The 20,254-nt window shown below is 71.9% G+C and carries 15 protein-coding genes and 2 rRNA genes; 12 read left to right on the top strand and 5 right to left on the bottom strand.

Translation table 11 applies throughout. The annotated features are described in order from the left end of the window. Positions 1-106 (top strand): 23S ribosomal RNA (locus E4099_RS07615); the annotation flags it as partial. Positions 107-192: 86 nt separating this feature from the next. After that, positions 193-309: ribosomal RNA gene (gene rrf, locus E4099_RS07620) — 5S ribosomal RNA — on the top strand. Positions 310-563: 254 nt separating this feature from the next. Here the strand turns inward: rrf and E4099_RS07625 are convergent. Beyond that, on the bottom strand, positions 564-1,913 hold the full coding sequence (locus E4099_RS07625) for a glycerophosphoryl diester phosphodiesterase membrane domain-containing protein (RefSeq protein WP_135338184.1): 1,350 nt from the start codon (positions 1,911-1,913) through the stop codon (positions 564-566). A 155-nt stretch (positions 1,914-2,068) separates the two neighbouring features. On the opposite strand from E4099_RS07625, the gene mtnA reads away from it, so the two are divergent. From mtnA to E4099_RS07660, 7 genes are all read left to right on the top strand, one after another. Continuing rightward, the gene (mtnA, locus tag E4099_RS07630) at positions 2,069-3,223 is read left to right on the top strand and encodes an S-methyl-5-thioribose-1-phosphate isomerase (protein ID WP_135338185.1); all 1,155 of its coding nucleotides are present in this window, start codon (positions 2,069-2,071) and stop codon (positions 3,221-3,223) included. A 216-nt stretch (positions 3,224-3,439) separates the two neighbouring features. Continuing rightward, positions 3,440-4,117: a two-component system response regulator MtrA gene (gene mtrA, locus E4099_RS07635; protein ID WP_135338186.1), complete on the top strand. Its 678-nt coding sequence runs from the start codon at positions 3,440-3,442 to the stop codon at positions 4,115-4,117. Between the two features lie 2 nt (positions 4,118-4,119). Then, positions 4,120-6,117, top strand: a complete 1,998-nt coding sequence (gene mtrB / locus E4099_RS07640) for an MtrAB system histidine kinase MtrB (RefSeq protein WP_135338187.1) — start codon at positions 4,120-4,122, stop codon at positions 6,115-6,117. Then, on the top strand, positions 6,107-7,954 hold the full coding sequence (locus E4099_RS07645; RefSeq protein WP_245244660.1) for an LpqB family beta-propeller domain-containing protein: 1,848 nt from the start codon (positions 6,107-6,109) through the stop codon (positions 7,952-7,954). The genes mtrB and E4099_RS07645 overlap by 11 nt, the downstream gene beginning before the upstream one ends. A gap of 294 nt (positions 7,955-8,248) precedes the next feature. Then, on the top strand, positions 8,249-8,992 hold the full coding sequence (locus tag E4099_RS07650; RefSeq protein WP_135338188.1) for a ComF family protein: 744 nt from the start codon (positions 8,249-8,251) through the stop codon (positions 8,990-8,992). Positions 8,993-9,296: 304 nt separating this feature from the next. Next, positions 9,297-9,992, top strand: coding sequence for a ribosome hibernation-promoting factor, HPF/YfiA family (gene hpf / locus E4099_RS07655; RefSeq protein WP_135338189.1), 696 nt, complete (start codon positions 9,297-9,299; stop codon positions 9,990-9,992). Between the two features lie 240 nt (positions 9,993-10,232). Continuing rightward, a complete protein-coding gene (locus E4099_RS07660; RefSeq protein ID WP_135338190.1) occupies positions 10,233-10,976 on the top strand; it encodes a response regulator in 744 nt (247 codons plus the stop codon). 118 nt (positions 10,977-11,094) lie between these two features. Here the strand turns inward: E4099_RS07660 and E4099_RS07665 are convergent, their stop codons facing one another. Together E4099_RS07665 and E4099_RS07670 are read right to left on the bottom strand one after the other, a co-directional pair. Beyond that, positions 11,095-12,336: a winged helix-turn-helix domain-containing protein gene (locus E4099_RS07665; RefSeq protein WP_135338191.1), complete on the bottom strand. Its 1,242-nt coding sequence runs from the start codon at positions 12,334-12,336 to the stop codon at positions 11,095-11,097. Between the two features lie 124 nt (positions 12,337-12,460). Beyond that, positions 12,461-13,072 (bottom strand): GNAT family N-acetyltransferase, encoded by a 612-nt coding sequence (locus E4099_RS07670; RefSeq protein ID WP_135338192.1) that lies wholly within the window; start codon positions 13,070-13,072, stop codon positions 12,461-12,463. Between the two features lie 450 nt (positions 13,073-13,522). Here E4099_RS07670 and secA point away from each other — a divergent pair, with 450 nt between their 5' ends. Beyond that, positions 13,523-16,357: a preprotein translocase subunit SecA gene (gene secA / locus E4099_RS07675; RefSeq protein WP_135338193.1), complete on the top strand. Its 2,835-nt coding sequence runs from the start codon at positions 13,523-13,525 to the stop codon at positions 16,355-16,357. Positions 16,358-16,553: 196 nt separating this feature from the next. On the opposite strand, the gene E4099_RS07680 is transcribed toward secA, so the two are convergent. Continuing rightward, positions 16,554-16,937 (bottom strand): Rv3235 family protein, encoded by a 384-nt coding sequence (locus E4099_RS07680; protein WP_135338194.1) that lies wholly within the window; start codon positions 16,935-16,937, stop codon positions 16,554-16,556. 920 nt (positions 16,938-17,857) lie between these two features. Between E4099_RS07680 and E4099_RS07685 the strand changes: the two genes are divergently transcribed. Both E4099_RS07685 and E4099_RS07690 read left to right on the top strand, forming a co-directional pair. Beyond that, complete coding sequence (locus E4099_RS07685; RefSeq protein ID WP_135338195.1) at positions 17,858-18,364, top strand: DUF6912 family protein; 507 nt, start codon at positions 17,858-17,860, stop codon at positions 18,362-18,364. A 150-nt stretch (positions 18,365-18,514) separates the two neighbouring features. Next, positions 18,515-19,186 (top strand): HAD family hydrolase, encoded by a 672-nt coding sequence (locus E4099_RS07690; RefSeq protein WP_135338196.1) that lies wholly within the window; start codon positions 18,515-18,517, stop codon positions 19,184-19,186. Positions 19,187-19,356: 170 nt separating this feature from the next. Here the strand turns inward: E4099_RS07690 and E4099_RS07695 are convergent, their stop codons facing one another. Then, the gene (locus E4099_RS07695; protein ID WP_135338197.1) at positions 19,357-19,923 is read right to left on the bottom strand and encodes a DJ-1/PfpI family protein; all 567 of its coding nucleotides are present in this window, start codon (positions 19,921-19,923) and stop codon (positions 19,357-19,359) included. Between the last annotated feature and the right edge of the window lie 331 nt (positions 19,924-20,254).

Consider the following 20,254-nt stretch of genomic DNA (forward strand, 5'->3'; position numbering starts at 1 on the left):
CTTGATGGGGTAAGGCTCCCAGTAGACGACTGGGTTGATAGGCCAGATATGGAAGCCGGGTAACCGGTGGAGTTGACTGGTACTAATAGGCCGAGGGCTTGTCCTCAGTTGCTCGCGTCCACTGTGTTGGTTCTGAAGTAACGACCGTGTTGAACCCCCTTGTTGGGTTCCGGTTGGTTAACTTCATAGTGTTTCGGTGGTTATAGCGTTAGGGAAACGCCCGGTTACATTCCGAACCCGGAAGCTAAGCCTTTCAGCGCCGATGGTACTGCAGGGGGGACCCTGTGGGAGAGTAGGACGCCGCCGAACTTTTCTTGAAGCCGTGTCCCTCGGATTGATTCCGAGGGACACGGCTTTTTTGCGTTCACGGCCTGTGGGGTTGGGTCCGGGTTGGTTTCCGTGCCGGCTGGGTGCTGCCGAATGGATTGGCCGGCAGTCAGAGAGCCCCGGGCGAGGCGCCGTCCGCCAAGCCCGAGGCTCAGTGAACACTCCTCCGGGCAATCCGGCTCAGGGAATCCTCCTGGCGATCCGGATCCCCCGATCCGGATCGCCAGGAGAGGTGGTCAGTTCTTCGGGTCCGCGGCGCGGGCCAGCTCCAGGTCGAGGGATTCACGGCGGATTCGCTGGTCCATGTAGAGGAGCGCGGTGACACTCGCGGTGACCGGCAGCGTGAGTGCCGTGCTGAGGATCCCGCCCACCCCGATGACACTGAGGAAAGGCCAACTGACGGAGACGTCGTCGCCGGACAGCCAGTCCGTTGCGCTGTCCCCGCCGACCGCCATCGCGACCACGCTCGACGGAATCTCGACGATCGCCCCTGCGATGAAGACGATGACCAGGGCCAGCAGCTGGATTCCGAAGATCCGCCACCAGGCACCGCGCACCAGCTTCGCCGAGCGGCGCAGCGCGTCGGCCACCGAGGACTTCTCCAGCATCAGCGCGGGTGCGGCCAGGCTGTAGCGGATCCAGAGCCAGACCGCGGCTCCCATGCCGACCGCGGCACCCAGCATGGCCAGGGAAGCGCCCCCGCGCTCGCCGCCCGACATGGCCAGCAGCACGCCGGGCGCGATCCCGGCCAGTACGGCACCGAGCATGATGGCCGGGAGGGCCAGCAGCAGCCCGCAGAGCCGGCCGAGCTGGGGCCGGGCAGTGCGCCGTACCTCGCCGGGGCCCACCGGCCGGCCCAGGACGGCCCGTGCGGTCACCGTGGTCAGTAGCGCGGTCGCCAGGACCGTGCCCAGGACACCGATCAGCAGGGACACCCCGGTGGTGGTGAGCGAGTCGCGCAGGGCGTGCAGGGTCTCGTCCAGGGTGGGGTCGGAGCTCTCGTCCAGGCTCTCCAGGCCGGAGGAGGTGTGCTGGAACCACAGCCCCGTGGCCAGGGTGAGCAGGGTCTGCGAGACCACGGCCACCCCCACCGAGACGCCCAGTACCGCACGCCAGCGGGTGCGTACCGTGGCGACCGCGCCGTCCAGGATCTCGCCGGTGCGCAGCGGGCGCAGCGGAATGACCCCCGGCCGTGCCGCCGGCGGAGGAATGGTCCAACCGGCAGTCGCCTGCGGTGGTGGTGGTCGCCAGCCCGGCTGGGGACCGGGCGCGGGAGGCCGGTTGGCGGTTCCCGGGGGCGGGGTGCCGCCGGGAGGCGTCCAGTTTCCGGGAGGCGGCTGCCGCTTGGCCCAGCCGGCACCCCAGGCCGGTTGCTCCGCAGAGTCGGCCTGCCCCTCGCTCGCCGCTGGCGGCTGCGGAGGCCGGCCGGTGGGTCCGTCCGCTTCCGCGGGGGCGCTGCCGGCGGGCCTGTCCGCTTCCTCGGGGGCGGTGCCGGAGGGGCCGCGTTGTTCGGGTAGGCGGAGGTCGTGATCCGGTTCGCCGGCGGGCTGGGATCCGGGCGGCATCCGGCCCGGAGAGTCGTTCATCATCGCTCCTTCTCGCTGCCTCGTCACCGGGTGTGACGGCGGGCAGGGTCGAGTCATCGTGTCATGGGGACGGTAGGTCCGTATCGGTCCCATGCGCCGGAGTACGCCCGTACTTCCTCTTCAACACCAGGCACCGGACCGGGCAGACTGGGAGGATGGCCGAACAGCGCGCGGTGCCCCCGATATCGCCCACCTCACCAGCCGTGAGCGCCCTGCGTTGGGAGGAGCCGCCGGAGGGCCCGGTGCTGGTGCTGCTGGACCAGACCCGGCTGCCCGCCGAGGAGGCGGAGCTGACCTGCACCGATGTGCCGGCGCTGGTGGAGGCCATCCGCACACTGGCGGTGCGGGGCGCGCCGGCCTTGGGGCTGGCGGGTGCCTACGGGGTGGCGCTGGCCGCCGCCCGCGGCTTCGACGTGGCGGAGGCCGCCGAGCTGCTGGTCGGGGCCCGGCCCACCGCCGTCAACCTGGCGTACGGCGTGGGGCGGGCCATGGACTCCTACCGGCGGGCGGTCGAGTCCGGGGCCGATGTCGAGAAGGCGGCCGAGGCGGCGCTGGCCGCGGCACGGGCCCTGCACCGGGAGGACGCCGAGGCCAGCGCGCTGATGGCGGAGCACGGCCGGATGCTGCTCGCCGAACTGCTGCCCGGCGGTGGCTGCCGGATCCTCACCCACTGCAACACCGGTGCGCTGGTGTCGGGCGGCTCGGGCACCGCGCTGGCGGTGGCCGCCGCCGTGCACCGTACGGGCCGACTGCGCCGCTTGTGGGTGGACGAGACCCGCCCGCTGTTCCAGGGCGCGCGGTTGACCACCTACGAGGCGTCCCGGGCGGGCATGCCGTACACGCTGTTGACCGACAACGCGGCGGGGTCGCTGTTCGCCGCGGGCGAGGTGGACGCGGTGCTGATCGGCGCGGACCGGATCGCCGCGGACGGCTCGGTGGCGAACAAGGTGGGCAGCTATCCGCTTGCCGTGCTGGCCCGCTACCACCATGTGCCGTTCATCGTGGTGGCCCCGTGCAGCACGGTGGACCTCCACACTCCCACGGGGGCGGCGATCGAGATCGAGCAGCGCCCCGGCCACGAGGTGACCGAGCTGGTGGTGCCGGGTCTCCGATCCGGTACGGGCCCGGGCGGCGGGGTGCCGTTGGCCGCGCTGGGCACCCAGGCGTACAACCCCGCCTTCGACGTCGTACCGCCGGAGTTGCTGACCGCGATCGTCACCGAACAGGGTGTGGTATCACCGGTAACGGCGGACGCCGTCGCCCGGATGTGCGCCATCGCGCGTACGGGGCAGGGGGAGTTGCCGGGCTGACCGGCGGCCCGCCCGCAGGCGGGTGCCGCGGCGCGGGTCGGTGAACGATCGAGTAACCCAGCGCAACTCGGTGTGCTCATCGGGACGTTCGCCCTGGTGGTGGGAAGGCGCTGGATAGCAGGGGCAGAGGTGTACATCAGTGGACAAGTCGGAGCTCAATCGTGAGCTGGGTCACCCTCGTCTATGGATTGGATGCGTAAATGGGATGATGTCGATATGAAGGGACGCGTCCTTGTCGTCGACGACGACACCGCACTGGCAGAGATGCTCGGCATCGTGCTGCGCGGCGAAGGCTTTGAACCGTCGTTCGTCTCGGACGGCGACAAGGCGCTCGCCGCCTTCCGTGAGGCCAAGCCGGACCTGGTGCTGCTCGACCTGATGCTGCCCGGACGGGACGGCATCGAGGTGTGCCGCCTGATCCGGGCCGAGTCCGGGGTGCCGATCGTCATGCTCACCGCCAAGTCCGACACCGTCGATGTGGTGGTCGGTCTGGAGTCCGGTGTGGATGACTACATCGTCAAGCCGTTCAAGCCCAAGGAGCTGGTGGCCCGGATCCGGGCGCGGCTGCGGCGCTCCGAGGAGCCCGCGCCGGAGCAGCTGGTCATCGGCGACCTGGTGATCGACGTCGCCGGGCACTCGGTGAAGCGGGACGGGCAGTCGATCGCGCTGACCCCGCTGGAGTTCGACCTGCTGGTGGCGCTGGCCCGCAAGCCGTGGCAGGTGTTCACCCGCGAGGTGCTGCTGGAGCAGGTCTGGGGTTATCGCCACGCGGCCGACACCCGCCTGGTCAACGTGCATGTGCAGCGGCTGCGCTCCAAGGTCGAGAAGGACCCGGAGCGCCCGGAGATCGTGGTGACCGTGCGCGGCGTGGGCTACAAGGCCGGGCCGAGCTGAGTATGTCCGAGCACGGCCGCGCTCCGCAGTCCGACGACTCGGATGCCAGTACCGCGGAATCTCGTCCGCCGGGTCGACCGATCGACCCGGCGGGCGACATCCCGCTGTTCCGGCGGCTGTGGAGCGGTGGTCATCTCCTGCCCGACGGGGCGAGGGGCGGGCCGGTGCACCCGCTGATCCGCATGTTCGGCCGCTGGATACGGCGTCCGCTGCTGCCCGCCGTGCGGCTGTGGCGGCGCAACATCCAGCTGCGGGTGGTGGCCACCACCCTGCTGATGTCGCTCGGCGTGGTGCTGCTGCTGGGCCTGGTCGTCATCGGCCAGGTGCGTAACGGCCTGCTGGACGCCAAGCGGCACGCGGCGCAGAGCCAGGCCGCGGGCGGTTTCGAGGTCGCCCAGCAGATGGCCGACGCCGGCGACCTGCGCGGTCAGGACGAGTCGGGCGCGACGGGCTCGGCGGGCCGCGGCACCCAGGACTCCGGTTCCTGGCTGAACGCGCTGGTCCACCAGCTGGCCAGCGGCGGCAAGGGCTCGTACTCCGTGGTGGCGCTCAGCACCGGGTCCGCGAGCGAGTCCTCGACGGCCGGACGCGCCCCGCGCACCTCCGGAGACCTGACCCCGCAGAGCGTGCCGGAGGGCCTGCGCAAGCGGGTCACCAAGCCGGGCGAGGTCTACGAGCAGTACGGCAAGATCGTCTACGCCCACTCCGACAAGAGCGACGCCGCGCTGGTCATCGGCACCATGCTGGAGGACAACCAGGGCAATCCCTACCAGCTCTACTACCTCTTCCCCTTCACCCAGGAGGAGAAGTCACTGAGTCTGGTGAAGGGCACCCTGGCGACCGCCGGGGTCTTCGTGGTGGTCCTGCTGGGCGCCATCGCCTGGGTGGTGGTGCGGCAGGTCGTCACGCCTGTGCGGATGGCCGCCAGCATCTCCGAACGGCTGGCCGCCGGTCTGCTCCAGGAGCGGATGAAGGTGACCGGCGAGGACGACATCGCCCGTCTGGGTGAGTCCTTCAACAAGATGGGCCAGAACCTCCAGACCAAGATCCGGCAGCTGGAAGAGCTGTCCCGGATGCAGCGCCGCTTCGTCTCGGACGTCTCCCACGAGCTGCGCACCCCGCTGACCACCGTACGGATGGCCGCGGACGTCATCCATGAGGCGCGGGAGGACTTCGACCCGGTCACCGCGCGCTCCGCGGAGCTGCTCATCGGGCAGCTGGACCGCTTCGAGTCGCTCCTCGCCGACCTGCTGGAGATCAGCCGCTTCGACGCCGGCGCGGCGGCCCTGGAGGCCGAGCCGATCGACCTGCGCGACGTGGTGCACCGGGTGGTCGACGGGGCCGAGCCGCTCGCCGACCGCAAGGGCAGCCGGATCCTGGTGCGCGGCGCCGAGCACCCCGTGGTCGCCGAGGCCGACGCCCGCCGGGTGGAACGGGTGCTGCGCAACCTCGTGGTCAACGCCGTGGAGCACGGTGAGGGCCGGGACGTGGTGGTGCGGCTGGCCGCCTCGCACGGCGCGGTCGCCGTCGCGGTGCGCGACTACGGCGTGGGCCTCAAGCCCGGCGAGGCGACCCAGGTCTTCAACCGCTTCTGGCGGGCCGACCCCGCCCGGGCGCGTACCACCGGGGGCACCGGCCTCGGGCTGTCCATCGCCGAGGAGGACGCCCGGCTGCACGGCGGCTGGCTCCAGGCCTGGGGCGAGTCGGGCGGTGGCTCGCAGTTCCGGCTGACCCTGCCGCGTACCTCCGGAGACGCCCTGCGCAGCTCGCCGATCCCGCTGGAACCGGAGGACTCGCGCCGCAACCGCGCGCTGCGGGAGGCCGGGGCCGACCCCGAGTCGGTGCGCCGCGCCACCGTACTGCCCGCCCAGGCCCGGCCGGCCCTGCCGCCGGGCAGGTCCGGGGCCGCGCTTCCCCCGGGCGGGGGCGGCGGCCTCGTCATCCGGGGCACCGCGCAGTGGGCCGACACCGAGACGAAGGGCGGATCCCGTGGCCACTGACCGCCGCCACTCCTGCCGGCGGGTCGTGGGCCGCCGTTCCCTGACCGCCGGCAGCACCCTGCTGACCTGCGGCCTGCTGGTGCTGACCGGGTGCGCCTCGATGCCCGACAGCGGCGATGTGAGCCGGGTGGACTCCTCGCCGCGCACCGACTCCGACTCCCAGGTGCGGGTCTACGGGGTGAGCCCGGGCAAGGGCGAGCAGCCCCTGGAGCTGGTCTCCGGTTTCCTGGAGGCGACCACCAGCGACGAGGAGCGGTTCGACACCGCCAAGCAGTACCTGTCCGGCAAGGCCGCCTCGCGCTGGGACCCCTTCGCCTCCGTCACGGTGCTGGCCGAGGCCCCCAAGATGCGGGTGGTGGGCCATCAGGAGAGCGACGGGATCACGGTGGAGCTGTCCGGCACCCAGCTCGCCACGGTGGACGAGCACCACGCCTACGAGCCGCAGGAGCGCCCCTACCGGCAGTCGATCCACCTCGGACGGGACCGTTCCGAGTGGCGGATCGACCAGCTGCCGCCGGGCCTGGTCATCGGCGAGGCCGACTTCCAGCGCATCTACCGCTCGGTCAACACCTACTTCTTCGCCAAGCTGGGCCCGGACGCCGGCGCCTCGCGCTTCGAGGACTCCGTACTCGTGGCCGACCCGGTCTATCTGCGCCGCCGCATAGCACCGGTGACCGCCACGGTGAAGTCGCTGCTGGACGGGCCGACCAGCTGGCTCAGCCCGGTGGTGAGCAGCGCCTTCCCGCGCGGCACCAGCCTCAAGGACAGCGGCGACCTCACCCTGGACGACTCGGGCGGGCTGCGGATCCGGCTCGGCGCCCGGGCCGGCCGGGTGGACACCGCGCGCTGCCAGCGGATGGCGGCGCAGGTGCTGTTCACCGTGCAGGACCAGGCCTCCGCTCGGCTCAGCGGGGTGCGGCTGGACCGCGCCAACGGCTCCGAGCTGTGCACCCTGACCCGTGAGACCGCGATGCGGTACGCCCCCGAAGCGGTCGACGGCCGGGCGAGCCATGTGTACTTCGTGGACGGCCGGCACCGCATGGTGTGGCTGTCCGAGCACGACTCCAAGCCGCTGCCGGTGCCCGGCCCGTTCGGGGCGGACGGCGCGCAGCTGGGCAGCGTGGCGGTGGACCGGGACGAGCGGCGGGCCGCCGCGGTCTCCCGGGACGGCCGATCGCTGTATGTGGCAGAGCTGTCCGAGGGCGCCGAGCGCGGCAGGGTACGGCTGCACAGCGGGGCGGGCGGCGGCCCCGAGGACGGGCTCTCCGCCCCCAGCTGGGACGCCCTCGGTGGGCTGTGGGTCGCCGACCGCGACCCGCAGGGCCCGCGGCTGCTGCGCCTCCAGGACGGTGAGGGCACCCCCCAGGAGGTGCGGATCCCGGAGCTGGGGAAGGGCCGGATCGAGGGCCTCAGGGTGTCCGCGGACGGGACCCGCATCGCCCTGCTGGTGAAGCGGGACGGCCACACCCGGCTGCTGCTGGGACGGGTCGAGCGGGGCGGTAGCGCCGACGAGCCGCTGCTGTCGGTGCTGGGGCTGCGGAGGATCGCGCCCAAGCTGGTGGAGGTGGACGCGGCGTCCTGGGCGGGCGGCAGCCGGCTGGTGGTGGCCGGCCGCGAGTCCAAGGGCGTGCAGCAGTTGCAGTACGTGGAGACGGACGGTTCGCCGGCCAATGTCCAGCAGCCGCCCAGCCCCAACCGGGCCGAGTCGCTGGCCTCCGCCGAGGACCCGGACAAGCCGCTGATCGCCGAGTCGACGGACGGCATCGTCCGGCTCCCGCGCGACGGCGACTGGAAGACGGTGGCCGAGCAGGGTACGGCGCCGGTCTACCCGGGCTGAGCGGGTGGGTGGCTCGGCCTCGGCGTGAGGCTCCCCCGGCGGGGGCTGGAAGCGGTGGCTGAGCAGGGCACGGGTGCCGGTCTGCCTGGGTAGGCGACCAAGGAGGCCATGGGGGCCGGTCCATCTGGGCTGAGCCGGGGTGTGGCGGCCTCGGCATGAGGCCCTCTGTCCTTCCTTCGGGTGGCGGAGTTGTCCACAACGGGCCTGACCAGGCATGACGTTGTGGCGGCGTTATCCACAGGGATGGCGGCCGGGCGCGCCCGGGCGGACAGTGGTGTCCGAGGGGGTGAGGCCATGCGGGGGTGGTGGCAGGAGCTCGGTGGTCTGGTGCTGCCGATGGACTGCGCGGGGTGCGGGCTGCCGCGCGGCCCGCTGTGCGAGCGCTGCCGGGCGGTGCTGAGCAGGGGTGGCGGGGAGCCGTGCCGGGTGCGGCCGAGTCCGTCGCCGCCGGGGCTGCCGCCGGTGTACGCGGCGGCGGGCTACCAGGACGCGGTGCGGGCGGCCCTGCTGGCGCACAAGGAGCGCGGGGGACTGGGCCTGACCGGGCCGCTGGGTGAGGCGCTGGCGGGCGCGGTGCTCGGGGTGCTCGGGGCGGCGACCGGCCCAGGTTCGCGCGTGTGGATGGTGCCGGTGCCCTCGGCGCGGTGGGCGGTGGCGGCGCGCGGCCATGATCCGGTGCGGCGGTTGGCGGTCGCGGCGGCCGGGGTGCTGCGGCGAAGCGGGCTGCGGGCGCGGGTGCTGCCGGTGCTGCGGCAGCGTCGCGCGGTGCTGGATCAGGCCGGGCTGAACGCGCGGCAGCGGCGGGCGAACCTGGCCGGGGCGCTGGGCGCGGTGCCAGGCGCGGGGCGGGCGATACGGCCCGGGCCGAAGGCCGGGCCCGGGCGGGTGGTTCTGGTGGACGACCTGTTGACGACCGGGGCCTCGATCGCGGAGGCGGCGCGGGTGGTGCGCCGGATCGTCGGTCCGGTGGCGGGGGCCGCGGTGATCGCCGCACCACCGGTTGCGTTCGAATTGAACCGGAACTCCAATAGAACATAGATCGTTGCAGCTAGTGAGGGGGCCAAGCGCCCGAGCGGAGGTACGTCCCGGTAGGGGGTGCCGACGCAGCGCCCGGAGGGCTATGTTCGGGTGTGAGGGATGGCAGGCGCTATGCCTCTTATGTTCCGTTGGCGTGCTTTCATGCCTTTGCCTCGAACATTGACAAAGGATGAGTGGAGATCGCGAATATGGGGAGGAGGAGGTGAAAGCCGCCGAGTCGGGGGCTCCGGAGCTCTCCGGGGCCTAGTGCAGCAACGGATGCGCTCCGCCTCCTGAGCGGGGCATTCCGGGAACGGAGTTCTGCGTGGACGTCGTCGTGAAGGGCCGCAAGACAGAGGTGCCTGAGCGGTTCCGGAAGCACGTGGCCGAGAAGCTGAAGCTGGACAAGATCCAGAAGCTCGACGGCAAGGTGATCAGCCTGGACGTCGAGGTGTCCAAGGAGCACAACCCGCGGCAGTCCGACCGCTCCGACCGAGTCGAGATCACGCTTCGCTCCCGCGGCCCGGTGATCCGGGCAGAAGCGGCAGCCGCGGATCCCTACGCAGCGCTGGACCTGGCAGCGAGCAAGCTGGAGGCGCGCATGCGAAAGCAGCACGACAAGCGCCACACCAGGCGCGGCAACGGCCGCATCCCCGCGAGCAACGTGGCGGACGCGGTTCCGGGCACGGCCCGACTCAACGGAAGCGGCGAGATCGTGGTGGAGAGCGCCGAGGAGGCTGCCCCCACGCCCACGACCCTGATGGGAACCCTGGAGGTGCAGGGCGAGGGGCCGCTGGTGGTCCGGGAGAAGACCCACGCCGCGTCTCCCATGAGCCTGGACCAGGCCCTCTACGAGATGGAACTGGTGGGGCACGACTTCTATCTCTTCGTGGACTCCGACACCAAGCAGCCGAGTGTCGTCTACCGGCGTCATGCCTATGACTACGGCGTCATCCATCTGGAGTCGGAGGTGTTCGTCGGAGAGGAGCCCGGCGGGGCCGGTGGCTCCCTGGGTGGCTGACCGGCGCTGAGCAGCCCTGATCGGCGCCGATCGGTCCGGCGGCCGAACGTGTGACCGACATCGAGGTGGTGCCCCGGGGCGACGTGCGCCCCCGGGGCACCAGTGTGCTGCCGCTGCTGCGGCGCCTGGTGGCGCGGGCATGAAATCATGGCTGGGAGCGCAACCGGCTTATGGGCCAGTCCGGTTGGGTCGCGCAGCAGCGCGCAGACAGCAGGGCCACGGCCTTCAGGGGGAGGAACGATGGCGGACAGCTTCGGGCCCGTGTCCGGCGCGGACGACGATCACGGCGTCGATGCCGGTATGGACGGGCGCGGGTCCCGCAAGGAGCCGATCAGGGTTCTGGTGGTGGACGACCATGCGCTGTTCCGGCGCGGACTGGAGATCGTCCTCGCCCAGGAGGAGGACATCCAGGTCGTCGGAGAGGCCGGGGACGGCGCGGAGGCCGTCGACAAGGCGGCCGACCTGCTGCCGGACATCGTGCTGATGGACGTGCGGATGCCCAAGCGGAGCGGCATCGAGGCCTGCACCTCCATCAAGGAGGTGGCGCCCAGCGCGAAGATCATCATGCTGACGATCAGCGACGAGGAGGCCGACCTCTACGAGGCGATCAAGGCGGGGGCGACCGGCTACCTGCTCAAGGAGATCTCCACCGATGAGGTCTCCACCGCGATCCGGGCGGTCGCCGACGGCCAGTCCCAGATCAGCCCGTCGATGGCCTCCAAGCTCCTGACCGAGTTCAAGTCGATGATCCAGCGCACCGACGAGCGCCGGCTGGTGCCCGCACCCCGGCTGACCGACCGGGAGCTGGAGGTGCTCAAGCTGGTGGCCACCGGGATGAACAACCGGGACATCGCCAAGGAGCTCTTCATCAGCGAGAACACGGTGAAGAACCACGTCCGGAACATCCTGGAGAAGCTCCAGCTCCACTCGCGGATGGAAGCCGTGGTGTACGCGATGCGGGAGAAGATCCTCGAAATCCGCTGACCGGCCTCCGGGTCGCGAGGCCGGCCGGCGAGGCGAGGCGGGACCGCCTCAGTTCAGGGCGGCGGTGAGGTGGCGGGCCCCTCTCAGTTCAGGGCGGCCGTGAGGTGGCGGGCCCCTCTCAGTTCAGGGCGGCAATGAGGGCGGCGGTGTGCTCCGGCTGGTCCATCCGCTCGATCCGCACCGTGTCGCAACCGACCCACTCCGCTGCCTCGCGCAGCGCCCGCGCCATGGGCCGTACCGCCCGGGCGCTCTCCAGCGACACCTGGCGAGCCACCAGGGTGCGGCCCTCCCGCGCCGGGTCCACCCGCCCCAGCAGCCGCCCGCCGGAGAGCAGCGGCATGGCGAAGTAGCCGTAGACCCGCTTGGGCTTGGGCACATAGGCCTCCAGCCGGTGGGTGAAGCCGAAGATCCGCTCGGTGCGCGCCCGGTCCCATATCAGCGAGTCGAAGGGCGACAGCAGCGTGGTGCGGTGCCGGCCGGCGGCGGAGGCGGTGGCCAGCGCCTCCGGGTCCGCCCAGGCAGGCTTCCCCCAGCCCTCCACCTCCACCGGGACCAGCCCCGAGTCGGCGATCACGCTGTCCACCTGCTCGTTCTTCAAGCGGTGGTAGTCGGCCAGATCCGCGCGGGTGGCCACCCCCAGCGACCGCCCGGCCAGCCGAACCAGCCGCCGCAGGCACTCGGCGTCGTCCATCCCGTCATGCAGCAGGTCCTGCGGCACGGCGCGCTCCGCCAGGTCGTAGACCCGCTTCCAGCCGAGCCGCTGGGTGCACACCACCTCGCCGTACATCAGGGCGCGCTCCACGGCGACCTTCGCGGCCGACCAGTCCCACCACGGTCCGCCGTTCTTCGCACCGCCCAGCTCGGTGGCGGTCAGCGGTCCGCGCTCGCGCAGCTGCCGGATCACCGACTCGTAGGCGCCGTCCGGCAGCTCATGGCCCCAGTGCGGCCGGGACCGGTAGGCGCGCCGCCGGAAGGCGAAGTGCGGCCATTCCTCGATGGGCAGCACGCAGGCCGCGTGCGACCAGTACTCAAAACCGGTCGGCCCCGGCCGGGCCGCGCCGCCGGCCTGGTTGACCTCCGCGCAGGCGCCGCCCTCGGCAGCCGCCTGCCCGGACCAGTACGCCTGCTCCACCGTGCGGCGGCCCACCGCGCCGAGCCGGGCGTACGGCACCAGCTCGTGTGAGCGGGCCAGCACCGAGATGGTGTCCAGCTGGACCGCGCCCAGGTGCCGGAGCACCCCGCGCACCCCGCCCTTGCGGTCCGGAGCGCCGAGCAGCCCCTGCGCGCGCAGCGCCACACGCCGGGCCTCATCGGCGGACAGGGACATGGCGGGGTCGGGCAGCGCACCTGGACTCGTCATGCGGGACACCCTAGAGGCAGCCACTGACAACGCCCGTGGGCGACCTCGCACCCTCCGTGACCACCCAGGGGGCTTGCGCCCGCACGCCGAGGGGGAGGGCGCACGGCTCAGGCGCCGCCGGGTACTAGCGGGCCGGAGGGTCGTCGGTGGAGCGGTCGGGGAAGGGGAGGTAAGGGGTGGCGGAGGGCAGCCCCAGGTCGGAGGGGAGCAGGGCGCCGACCCAGGCGTCCCTGCGGCTCCCCTGACTCACCAGCCGGGCACGCAGGGTCCCCTCCATTCGGAAGCCGACCTTCAGCGCCACCGCTCGGGAGGCCGCGTTCCCTGCCTGGGCGTACCACTCCATCCGCTCCACCGCCAGCTCGGTGAAGGCCCACTCGGCCACGGCCCGGGCCGCCTCCGCCGTATAGCCGCGGCCCCGCTGCCCGGCGGCGGTCCAGTAGCCCAGCTCGGCCTGCCGGTCGGGCTCGTCCAGGGCCAGTCGTACCAGCCCGATGGCGGAGACCAGGGCGCCGGTGTCCTTGGCGACCGCGGCGAAGTTGTAGGACGTGTCGTCCCGCCAGCCCTCCGGGGCTATCCGCTCCACGAAGTCCACCGCGTGTTCCCGGGTGTACGGGGAGGGGACGGTGGTCCAGCGAGGGATCTCCGGATCCTGGCAGGCGGCCTGCACCGCGGGTACGTCCGAGGGCTCGAACGGTCGCAGGACCAGGCGTTCGGTGGTGAGGGTCACGGGCTCCATGCACAGAGTCTTGTTCCTCCGCCCGTTCAAGGCGAGCCCATTTGTACGAGCCGCCTCGGCCGGTGCCGGATATCCGGGTGATCGCGTCGCCGCGGGCCGCGCCTCACACAGCCGGCCGTGCGGCTTCGGCCACCCGGGCCGCTCGTACGGTGCGGGCGCCGATCCGATCATCGAACCAGGCGCCGGAGGAATGCCGTGGTCCGTCTCCGCGTGATCACCGGGAAGCCCTGCCGCCGGGCGCCGCGCCGTGGGGTTCCGCGCGCGCCGGGCACCCTGCGGCGGTCTGGCGCGTTGAAACTGAGAGGCGACACCTCGTCTTCGTACCGACGGACCTCCCGGCGTGGCGGGGTCCTGTCTTACGATGGCCGTTGCGGCGGGGCCAGCGCCGCTTGATCATGCCGCGCCAGCGCACCCACCGTGCCACGCCCGACCGGCAAGGAGCCAGCCTACGTGTCCGTCCTCAACAAAATCATGCGTGCAGGCGAAGGCAAGATCCTGCGCAAGCTGCACCGCATCGCGGACCAGGTCAATTCCATCGAAGAGGACTTCCTGCCCCTCTCCGACGCCGAGCTGCGTGCTCTCACCGAGGAGTACAAGGAGCGGTACGCCGCCGGTGAGAGCCTGGACGACCTGATGCCCGAGGCGTTCGCCACCGTCCGTGAGGCCGCCAAGCGCGTCCTGGGCCAGCGGCACTACGACGTCCAGCTCATGGGCGGCGCCGCGCTGCACCTGGGATATGTGGCCGAGATGAAGACCGGTGAGGGCAAGACCCTCGTCGGCACCCTCCCGGCCTACCTCAACGCGCTCTCCGGCAAGGGCGTGCACCTGATCACGGTCAACGACTACCTGGCCGAGCGCGACTCCGAGATGATGGGCCGGGTCCACAAGTTCCTCGGCCTCTCGGTCGGTTGCATCCTGGCGAACATGACGCCGGCGCAGCGCCGCGAGCAGTACGCCTGCGACATCACCTACGGCACCAACAACGAGTTCGGCTTCGACTACCTGCGCGACAACATGGCGTGGGCGCAGGACGAGCTGGTGCAGCGCGGCCACAACTTCGCCATCGTCGACGAGGTCGACTCCATCCTGGTGGACGAGGCCCGTACCCCGCTGATCATCTCCGGCCCGGCGGACCAGGCCACCAAGTGGTACGGCGACTTCGCCAAGCTGGTCACCCGGCTGACCAAGGGCGAGGCCGCCAACCCGCTGAAGGGGCTGGAGGAGACCGGCGACTACGAGGTCGACGAGAAGAAGCGCACCGTCGGCATCCACGAGGCCGGTGTCCAGAAGGTCGAGGACTGGCTGGGCATCGACAACCTCTACGAGTCGGTCAACACCCCGCTCGTCGGCTATCTGAACAACGCCATCAAGGCGAAGGAACTGTTCAAGAAGGACAAGGACTACGTCGTCATCGACGGCGAGGTCATGATCGTCGACGAGCACACCGGACGTATCCTCGCCGGCCGCCGCTACAACGAGGGCATGCACCAGGCGATCGAGGCGAAGGAAGGGGTGGAGATCAAGGACGAGAACCAGACCCTCGCCACGATCACCCTGCAGAACTTCTTCCGCCTCTACGACAAGCTGTCCGGTATGACCGGTACGGCCATGACCGAGGCCGCCGAGTTCCACCAGATCTACAAGCTCGGCGTCGTGCCGATCCCGACGAACAAGCCGATGGTCCGCAAGGACCAGTCCGACCTGATCTACCGCACCGAGGTCGCCAAGTTCGCCGCGGTGGTCGAGGACATCGTCGACAAGCACGAGAAGGGCCAGCCGGTCCTGGTCGGCACCACCTCCGTGGAGAAGTCCGAGTACCTCTCCCAGCAGCTCGACAAGCGCGGTGTGCGGCACGAGGTGCTCAACGCCAAGCAGCACGACCGCGAGGCCGTCATCGTGGCCCAGGCGGGCCGCAAGGGCGCCGTGACGGTGGCCACCAACATGGCCGGCCGCGGTACGGACATCAAGCTCGGCGGCAACCCGGACGACATCGCCGAGGCGGAGCTGCGCGCCAAGGGCCTGGACCCGGTCGAGCACGTCGAGGAGTGGGCGGCGGAGCTGCCCGCCGCGCTGGAGCGCGCCGAGGCCGCGGTCAAGGCCGAGTTCGAAGAGGTCAAGAAGCTCGGCGGGCTCTATGTGCTGGGCACCGAGCGCCACGAGTCGCGGCGCATCGACAACCAGCTGCGCGGTCGCTCCGGCCGCCAGGGCGACCCCGGCGAGTCCCGCTTCTACCTCTCGCTCGGCGACGACCTGATGCGGCTGTTCAAGGCGCAGATGGTCGAGCGCGTGATGGCCATGGCGAACGTCCCCGACGATGTGCCGATCGAGAACAAGATGGTCACCCGCGCCATCGCCTCCGCCCAGTCGCAGGTCGAGCAGCAGAACTTCGAGACCCGTAAGAACGTCCTGAAGTACGACGAGGTCCTCAACCGGCAGCGCGAGGTCATCTACGGCGAGCGGCGCCGTGTGCTGGAGGGCGAGGACCTGCACGAGCAGATCCGGCACTTCATGGACGACACCATCGACGCCTACATCCAGGCCGAGACGGTGGAGGGCTTCGCCGAGGAGTGGGACCTGGACCGGCTGTGGGGCGCGTTCAAGCAGCTCTACCCGGTGCAGGTCACCATCGAGGAGCTGGAGGAGGCGGCCGGCGACCGCGAGGGGCTCACCGCGGAGTTCATCGCCGAGTCCGTCAAGGAGGACATCCACCGGCAGTACGAAGCCCGCGAGGAGCAGCTCGGCTCGGACATCATGCGCGAGCTGGAGCGCCGCGTGGTGCTCTCCGTGCTGGACCGCAAGTGGCGCGAGCACCTCTACGAGATGGACTACCTCCAGGAGGGCATCGGCCTGCGCGCCATGGCGCAGAAGGACCCGCTGGTCGAGTACCAGCGCGAGGGCTTCGACATGTTCACCGCCATGATGGAGGGCATCAAGGAGGAGTCCGTCGGCTACCTGTTCAACCTGGAGGTCCAGGTCGAGCAGCAGGTCGAGGAGGTCCCGGTGGAGGACGCGGAGGAGAAGGCGTCCCTGCGCAAGGAGAAGGAGACCGCGGTGCCGGCCGCCGCGACCGCCCGCCCGGAGATCCACGCCAAGGGCCTGGAGGCCCCGCAGCGTCCGGACAAGCTCCACTTCACCGCCCCCAAGGTGGACGGTGAGGGCGACATCGTCGAGGGTGACTTCGCCACCTCCGACCAGCCCCCGGCCCCCCGCGCCTCGGAGTCCGACGGCCTCACCCGCGCCGAGCGCCGCAAGGCGAGCAAGGGCGGTCGCCGCCGCAAGAAGTAGTCCTCGCGGTCGCCCCGGGCGAGGGGCCGGGATTCCCGGCCCTCTCCGGGGCCGGGCGCCGCGTAATCGCCCCTTCGGGTGTCCTTTCCCCGGGCGGCGCGGCGGGCGCGTTGACGGACCTGTATTCGGGCCGGGGTGCGGTGGTGATCACCGCCCCCGGCCCGAGGCGTGTTCCGGGCCCGTGGCGGCCCGGCGGTCAGCACCGCCCGGCGGGGATGTGTCCCGGGCGGGGGCCGGCCTCCGGGCCGAGGTCGATCGCGGCGCACCGCCAGCGCTCGTCCTCCCCGCGCTCCAGCCGGAAGGCGAAGGCCGCCAGCCGCTCCCCGAAGGCCACCCGCGCGAAGGCCTCGATCACGCCCTGGCGCGGCTCGTACTGGTCGCAGCGCGCCACGTACGGGGCCTCGGACAGCCTGCCGGCGGGACGTAACGGCGCCCCGGGGGCCAGCTCGGCCAGCTGGTCGTACGCCTCGGGCAGGGCGTGCCCCAGCAGGGTGTGGACCGGGCGGCGCCCGCTGAGGGTGAGCAGCAGCCGGTGGGCGAACCAGTAGCGGGGCTGATCGTCGAGCACCTGACGCTGCACGGCGGCGGTGGTCTCCCGCGACAGGGCCCGGGTCAGCCCGGGGCGCCGACCGTCCCGGCGGCCCGGTGGACGGCCACCCCGCGCCACCCGCGACCGCCCCCCGCCCTGCGTCGGGACCCGCCCGGCGGTGGGTTGCGCGGGGGCCGGTCCGTCGGCTTGCGCGGGGACTCGTACGGCGGTCTGTGCGGGGACCTGCCTGGCCGCCTGGGTGGCGGCCTGCCCGTCGCCCTGTGCCGGGACCCGCTCGGCGGCTTGTGCGGGGAGTGGTCCAGGGGTCTGTGCGGGGACTCGTACGGCGGTCTGTGGACCTGCCTGCCTGGCGGCCTGGGTAGCGGCCTGCCCGTCACCCTGCGGCGGGACCGCCCTTGCGGCTTGTGCGGGGATCGGTCGGGTGGCCTGTGCGGGGACCTGCCCGGCGGTCTCTGCCGGGACGGTCCCGGCCGCCCGCGCGGGGACCCGTCCGTCGGCCGCGGAGGCCGCCATCCGCACCGAGGCCCGGTCCGCTTCCGTGGCGGGCCCGGTGGCCGTCTCCTGGCGGCGGTCCGGGCACCGCCCCGCTCCCGGTGACCGGTCTTCCTCGCCGGGTGCCGTCGTCCTGCCTGTGAGGATCCGCGCCACTGGCGCGTTCGTGGTGGTTCCGCTCATGCCCCTCGCCCCGTTCCCGGCCCGCGTCGTACTAGTTGGTAACTTCCGTGCGGGAGTCTTGTATCGGCGGCTTTTCGCGGGGGACAAGGGCCTCCGGCCGGGGTGCCGGGTGCTCGGCGGGATTCACCTATCCGAGGGATGGCCGGGGATCCCGGTACGGAGAGAGGCGGCCGGGCGTTCCGGGCCGGGCTGCCCCGTGCCCGGGCCGGCGCCCGTATGCTGGCCGCACATCCATGTGTCCGTAGTCCCGAAGAGCCTTCACGAAAGCGGCAGCCATGCGCGTCTACGTCCCCCTGACTCTCCCCGGGCTCGCCGAGGCGTACAAGGCGGGCGAGCTGGGCCCGGCACCGCTGGACGCCTATGCCGTGACGCCCGCGCTGCGCGAGTGGTACCTCTCCGACGACATCGAGGAGCTGGAGTACGCGGCCCTGAGCCGGGCCGCCCAGGCCTCGCTGCGTCAGCTGGCCGTGGACCCGAAGGCGCCCCGGCGCCGGGTGGTGATCGCGGTCGACGTCGCCGACGGTGCGGCGGTCGCGGATCCCGACCGCGGGCTGGACCACTCCGCCCTCGGCGAGGTCCGGATCAGCGCCTCGGTGCCGCTGTCCAAGGCCGCCGCGGTGCATGTCGACGCGGATGACGCGGAGGCCGATGTGGCCGCCGCCGCCGAGGCGTTGGGCGCGGCCGATCTGGGGGATGACGACGCACAGTTCGTGGTGGACGGCGCCGAGGACCATGAGCTGCTCTGGTACGCGACGCAGGAGATCTCCAATCTGATCGGCTGAGCACACCACGGTGAGGCTCGCCGCGCCAGGTCATACCTGGTCAGGGCGGGTGCCGGAGCGCGAGAGCCCGGCGGGTTCGGGTGGCGGGGTCCTGTGGGACGCCGCCCCGGGGGATGGAACTGTCAGTGCCAGCAGGTACTGTCCGTGAGCATGGGGAAGCACATGGCGCACATCGTCTGGGACTGGAACGGCACGCTGCTGCACGACACCGAGGTGGTGGTCGAGGCGACCAACGCCTCCTTCGTGGAGCTCGGGCTGCCGCCGATCACGCTGGAGCGCTACCGGGAGCTGTACTGCGTTCCGGTGCCGCTCTTCTACGAGCGGCTGCTGGGGCGGCTGCCCAGCGATGACGAGTGGCAGGTCATGGACGACGCCTTCCACCGCCACTACCACGCCCGGGCGCAGAGCGCGGCGCTCGCCGCGGGAGCGCGGGAGCTGCTGGCGGACTGGCAGGCCGCCGGGCTCACCCAGTCGCTGTGCTCACTGGCCGCCCACGACCGGCTGCTCCCCCTGGTGCGGACCTACGGGATCGACCAGCACTTCATACGCGTGGACGGGCGCACCGAGGGCATCCACCTCGGCAAGGCCGAGCAGATGGTCCGGCACATCGCCGCGCTGGACGGGCTCAGCCCCGACCGGGTGGTGGTCATCGGCGACGCGCTGGACGACGCCACGGCCGCCGCGCACGCGGGGGCGCACGCGGTGCTCTACACCGGGGGCTCGCACAGCCGGTCCAGCCTGGCCGCCGCCGGGGTGCCGGTGGTGGACTCGCTGGAAGAGGCCACCGAGCTGGCCCAGCAGCTCGTCGGCGGCGCCCGGTAGCAGCGCGGCGCCGCCGGTGGCCGCCAGGCGCACGGCCAGCTCGTCCGCGCCCCGGCCCAGGACGGCTCACCTCGGCCAAGGCTGTTCCGCTCACCGGCGCCCCGGCCCAGGCCGCTCACCGGCGCCCCGGCGTGGTCCGTCGCCTCGTCGGCGAGCTGGGCCGTAGCCGGTCAGTTCGCCGGGGACTTCGCGCGCAGTACGCGCAGGAACTCGCGCATCCAGCCCGGGTTGTCCGGCCAGGCGCGGGCGGACACCAGGTTGCCGTCGACCACCGTCTCCTGGTCCTGGAAGCTGGCCCCGGCCGTCTGCATGTCCGGCTCCAGCGCCGGGTAGGCGGTCACCCGGCGCCCGCTCAGCCCCTCGATGGCGGCGGTCAGCAGAGGACCGTGGCAGGTCTGGGCGACCGGCTTGTCCGCGTCGAAGAACGCCTTGAGGATCTTGCGGAGTTCGGGGTCGTTGCGCAGGTACTCCGGGGCGCGGCCACCGGGGATCACCAGCGCGGCGTACTGCCCGGCGTCGACCTCGGAGAAGGCGAGGTCGGCGGGCCAGGTGTAGCCCGGCTTCTCGGTGTAGGTGTCGTAGCCCTCCTCGAAGTCGTGCACCACGAAGCGGAGCTTCTTGCGGCTGGGCGCCGCGATGTGGACGTCGTATCCTTCTTCACGGAGGCGCTGGTAGGGGTAGAACACCTCCAGCGATTCGGCCGCGTCGCCGGTAACGATCAGGATCTTCGCCGCCATGCCGCCCACCTCTGATCTGTCGCGGGTTCGGTTCCGTTCGCCGCGAGGCCGCCCCGCGGCGAAGGTAGCTCGCGCGGCCCGCACGACGGACCGCACCGCCCGCCTCCGCACGACGGACGCGCCACCCGCCTTCCCTGCGGCGGACGCACCGCGCACGGCCCGCGTGATGTCACGCTACTCGCTGCCCCGGCGCGGTGTCCGGAACACGCAGCATCCGGGGCCCTCCGCCCGCGAGCACACCTTCCGGCCATCGCACAGCTGTCCAATCCGTCAAACATCCGGGTCGGGTTTTGTACACATACGGCTCATGACGGGCCCCGGGGGAAGAGGG

This window comes from Streptomyces palmae (assembly GCF_004684805.1).
Classification (GTDB): domain Bacteria; phylum Actinomycetota; class Actinomycetes; order Streptomycetales; family Streptomycetaceae; genus Streptomyces; species Streptomyces palmae.

Coding starts and splice junctions, on each gene's coding strand:
- E4099_RS07625 (WP_135338184.1), bottom strand. CDS start 1,913: ATGAACGACTCTCCGGGCCGGATGCCGCCCGGATCCCAGCCCGCCGGC.
- mtnA (WP_135338185.1), top strand. CDS start 2,069: ATGGCCGAACAGCGCGCGGTGCCCCCGATATCGCCCACCTCACCAGCC.
- mtrA (WP_135338186.1), top strand. CDS start 3,440: ATGAAGGGACGCGTCCTTGTCGTCGACGACGACACCGCACTGGCAGAG.
- mtrB (WP_135338187.1), top strand. CDS start 4,120: ATGTCCGAGCACGGCCGCGCTCCGCAGTCCGACGACTCGGATGCCAGT.
- E4099_RS07650 (WP_135338188.1), top strand. CDS start 8,249: ATGCGGGGGTGGTGGCAGGAGCTCGGTGGTCTGGTGCTGCCGATGGAC.
- E4099_RS07660 (WP_135338190.1), top strand. CDS start 10,233: ATGGCGGACAGCTTCGGGCCCGTGTCCGGCGCGGACGACGATCACGGC.
- E4099_RS07665 (WP_135338191.1), bottom strand. CDS start 12,336: ATGACGAGTCCAGGTGCGCTGCCCGACCCCGCCATGTCCCTGTCCGCC.
- E4099_RS07670 (WP_135338192.1), bottom strand. CDS start 13,072: ATGGAGCCCGTGACCCTCACCACCGAACGCCTGGTCCTGCGACCGTTC.
- E4099_RS07685 (WP_135338195.1), top strand. CDS start 17,858: ATGCGCGTCTACGTCCCCCTGACTCTCCCCGGGCTCGCCGAGGCGTAC.
- E4099_RS07690 (WP_135338196.1), top strand. CDS start 18,515: ATGGGGAAGCACATGGCGCACATCGTCTGGGACTGGAACGGCACGCTG.
- E4099_RS07695 (WP_135338197.1), bottom strand. CDS start 19,923: ATGGCGGCGAAGATCCTGATCGTTACCGGCGACGCGGCCGAATCGCTG.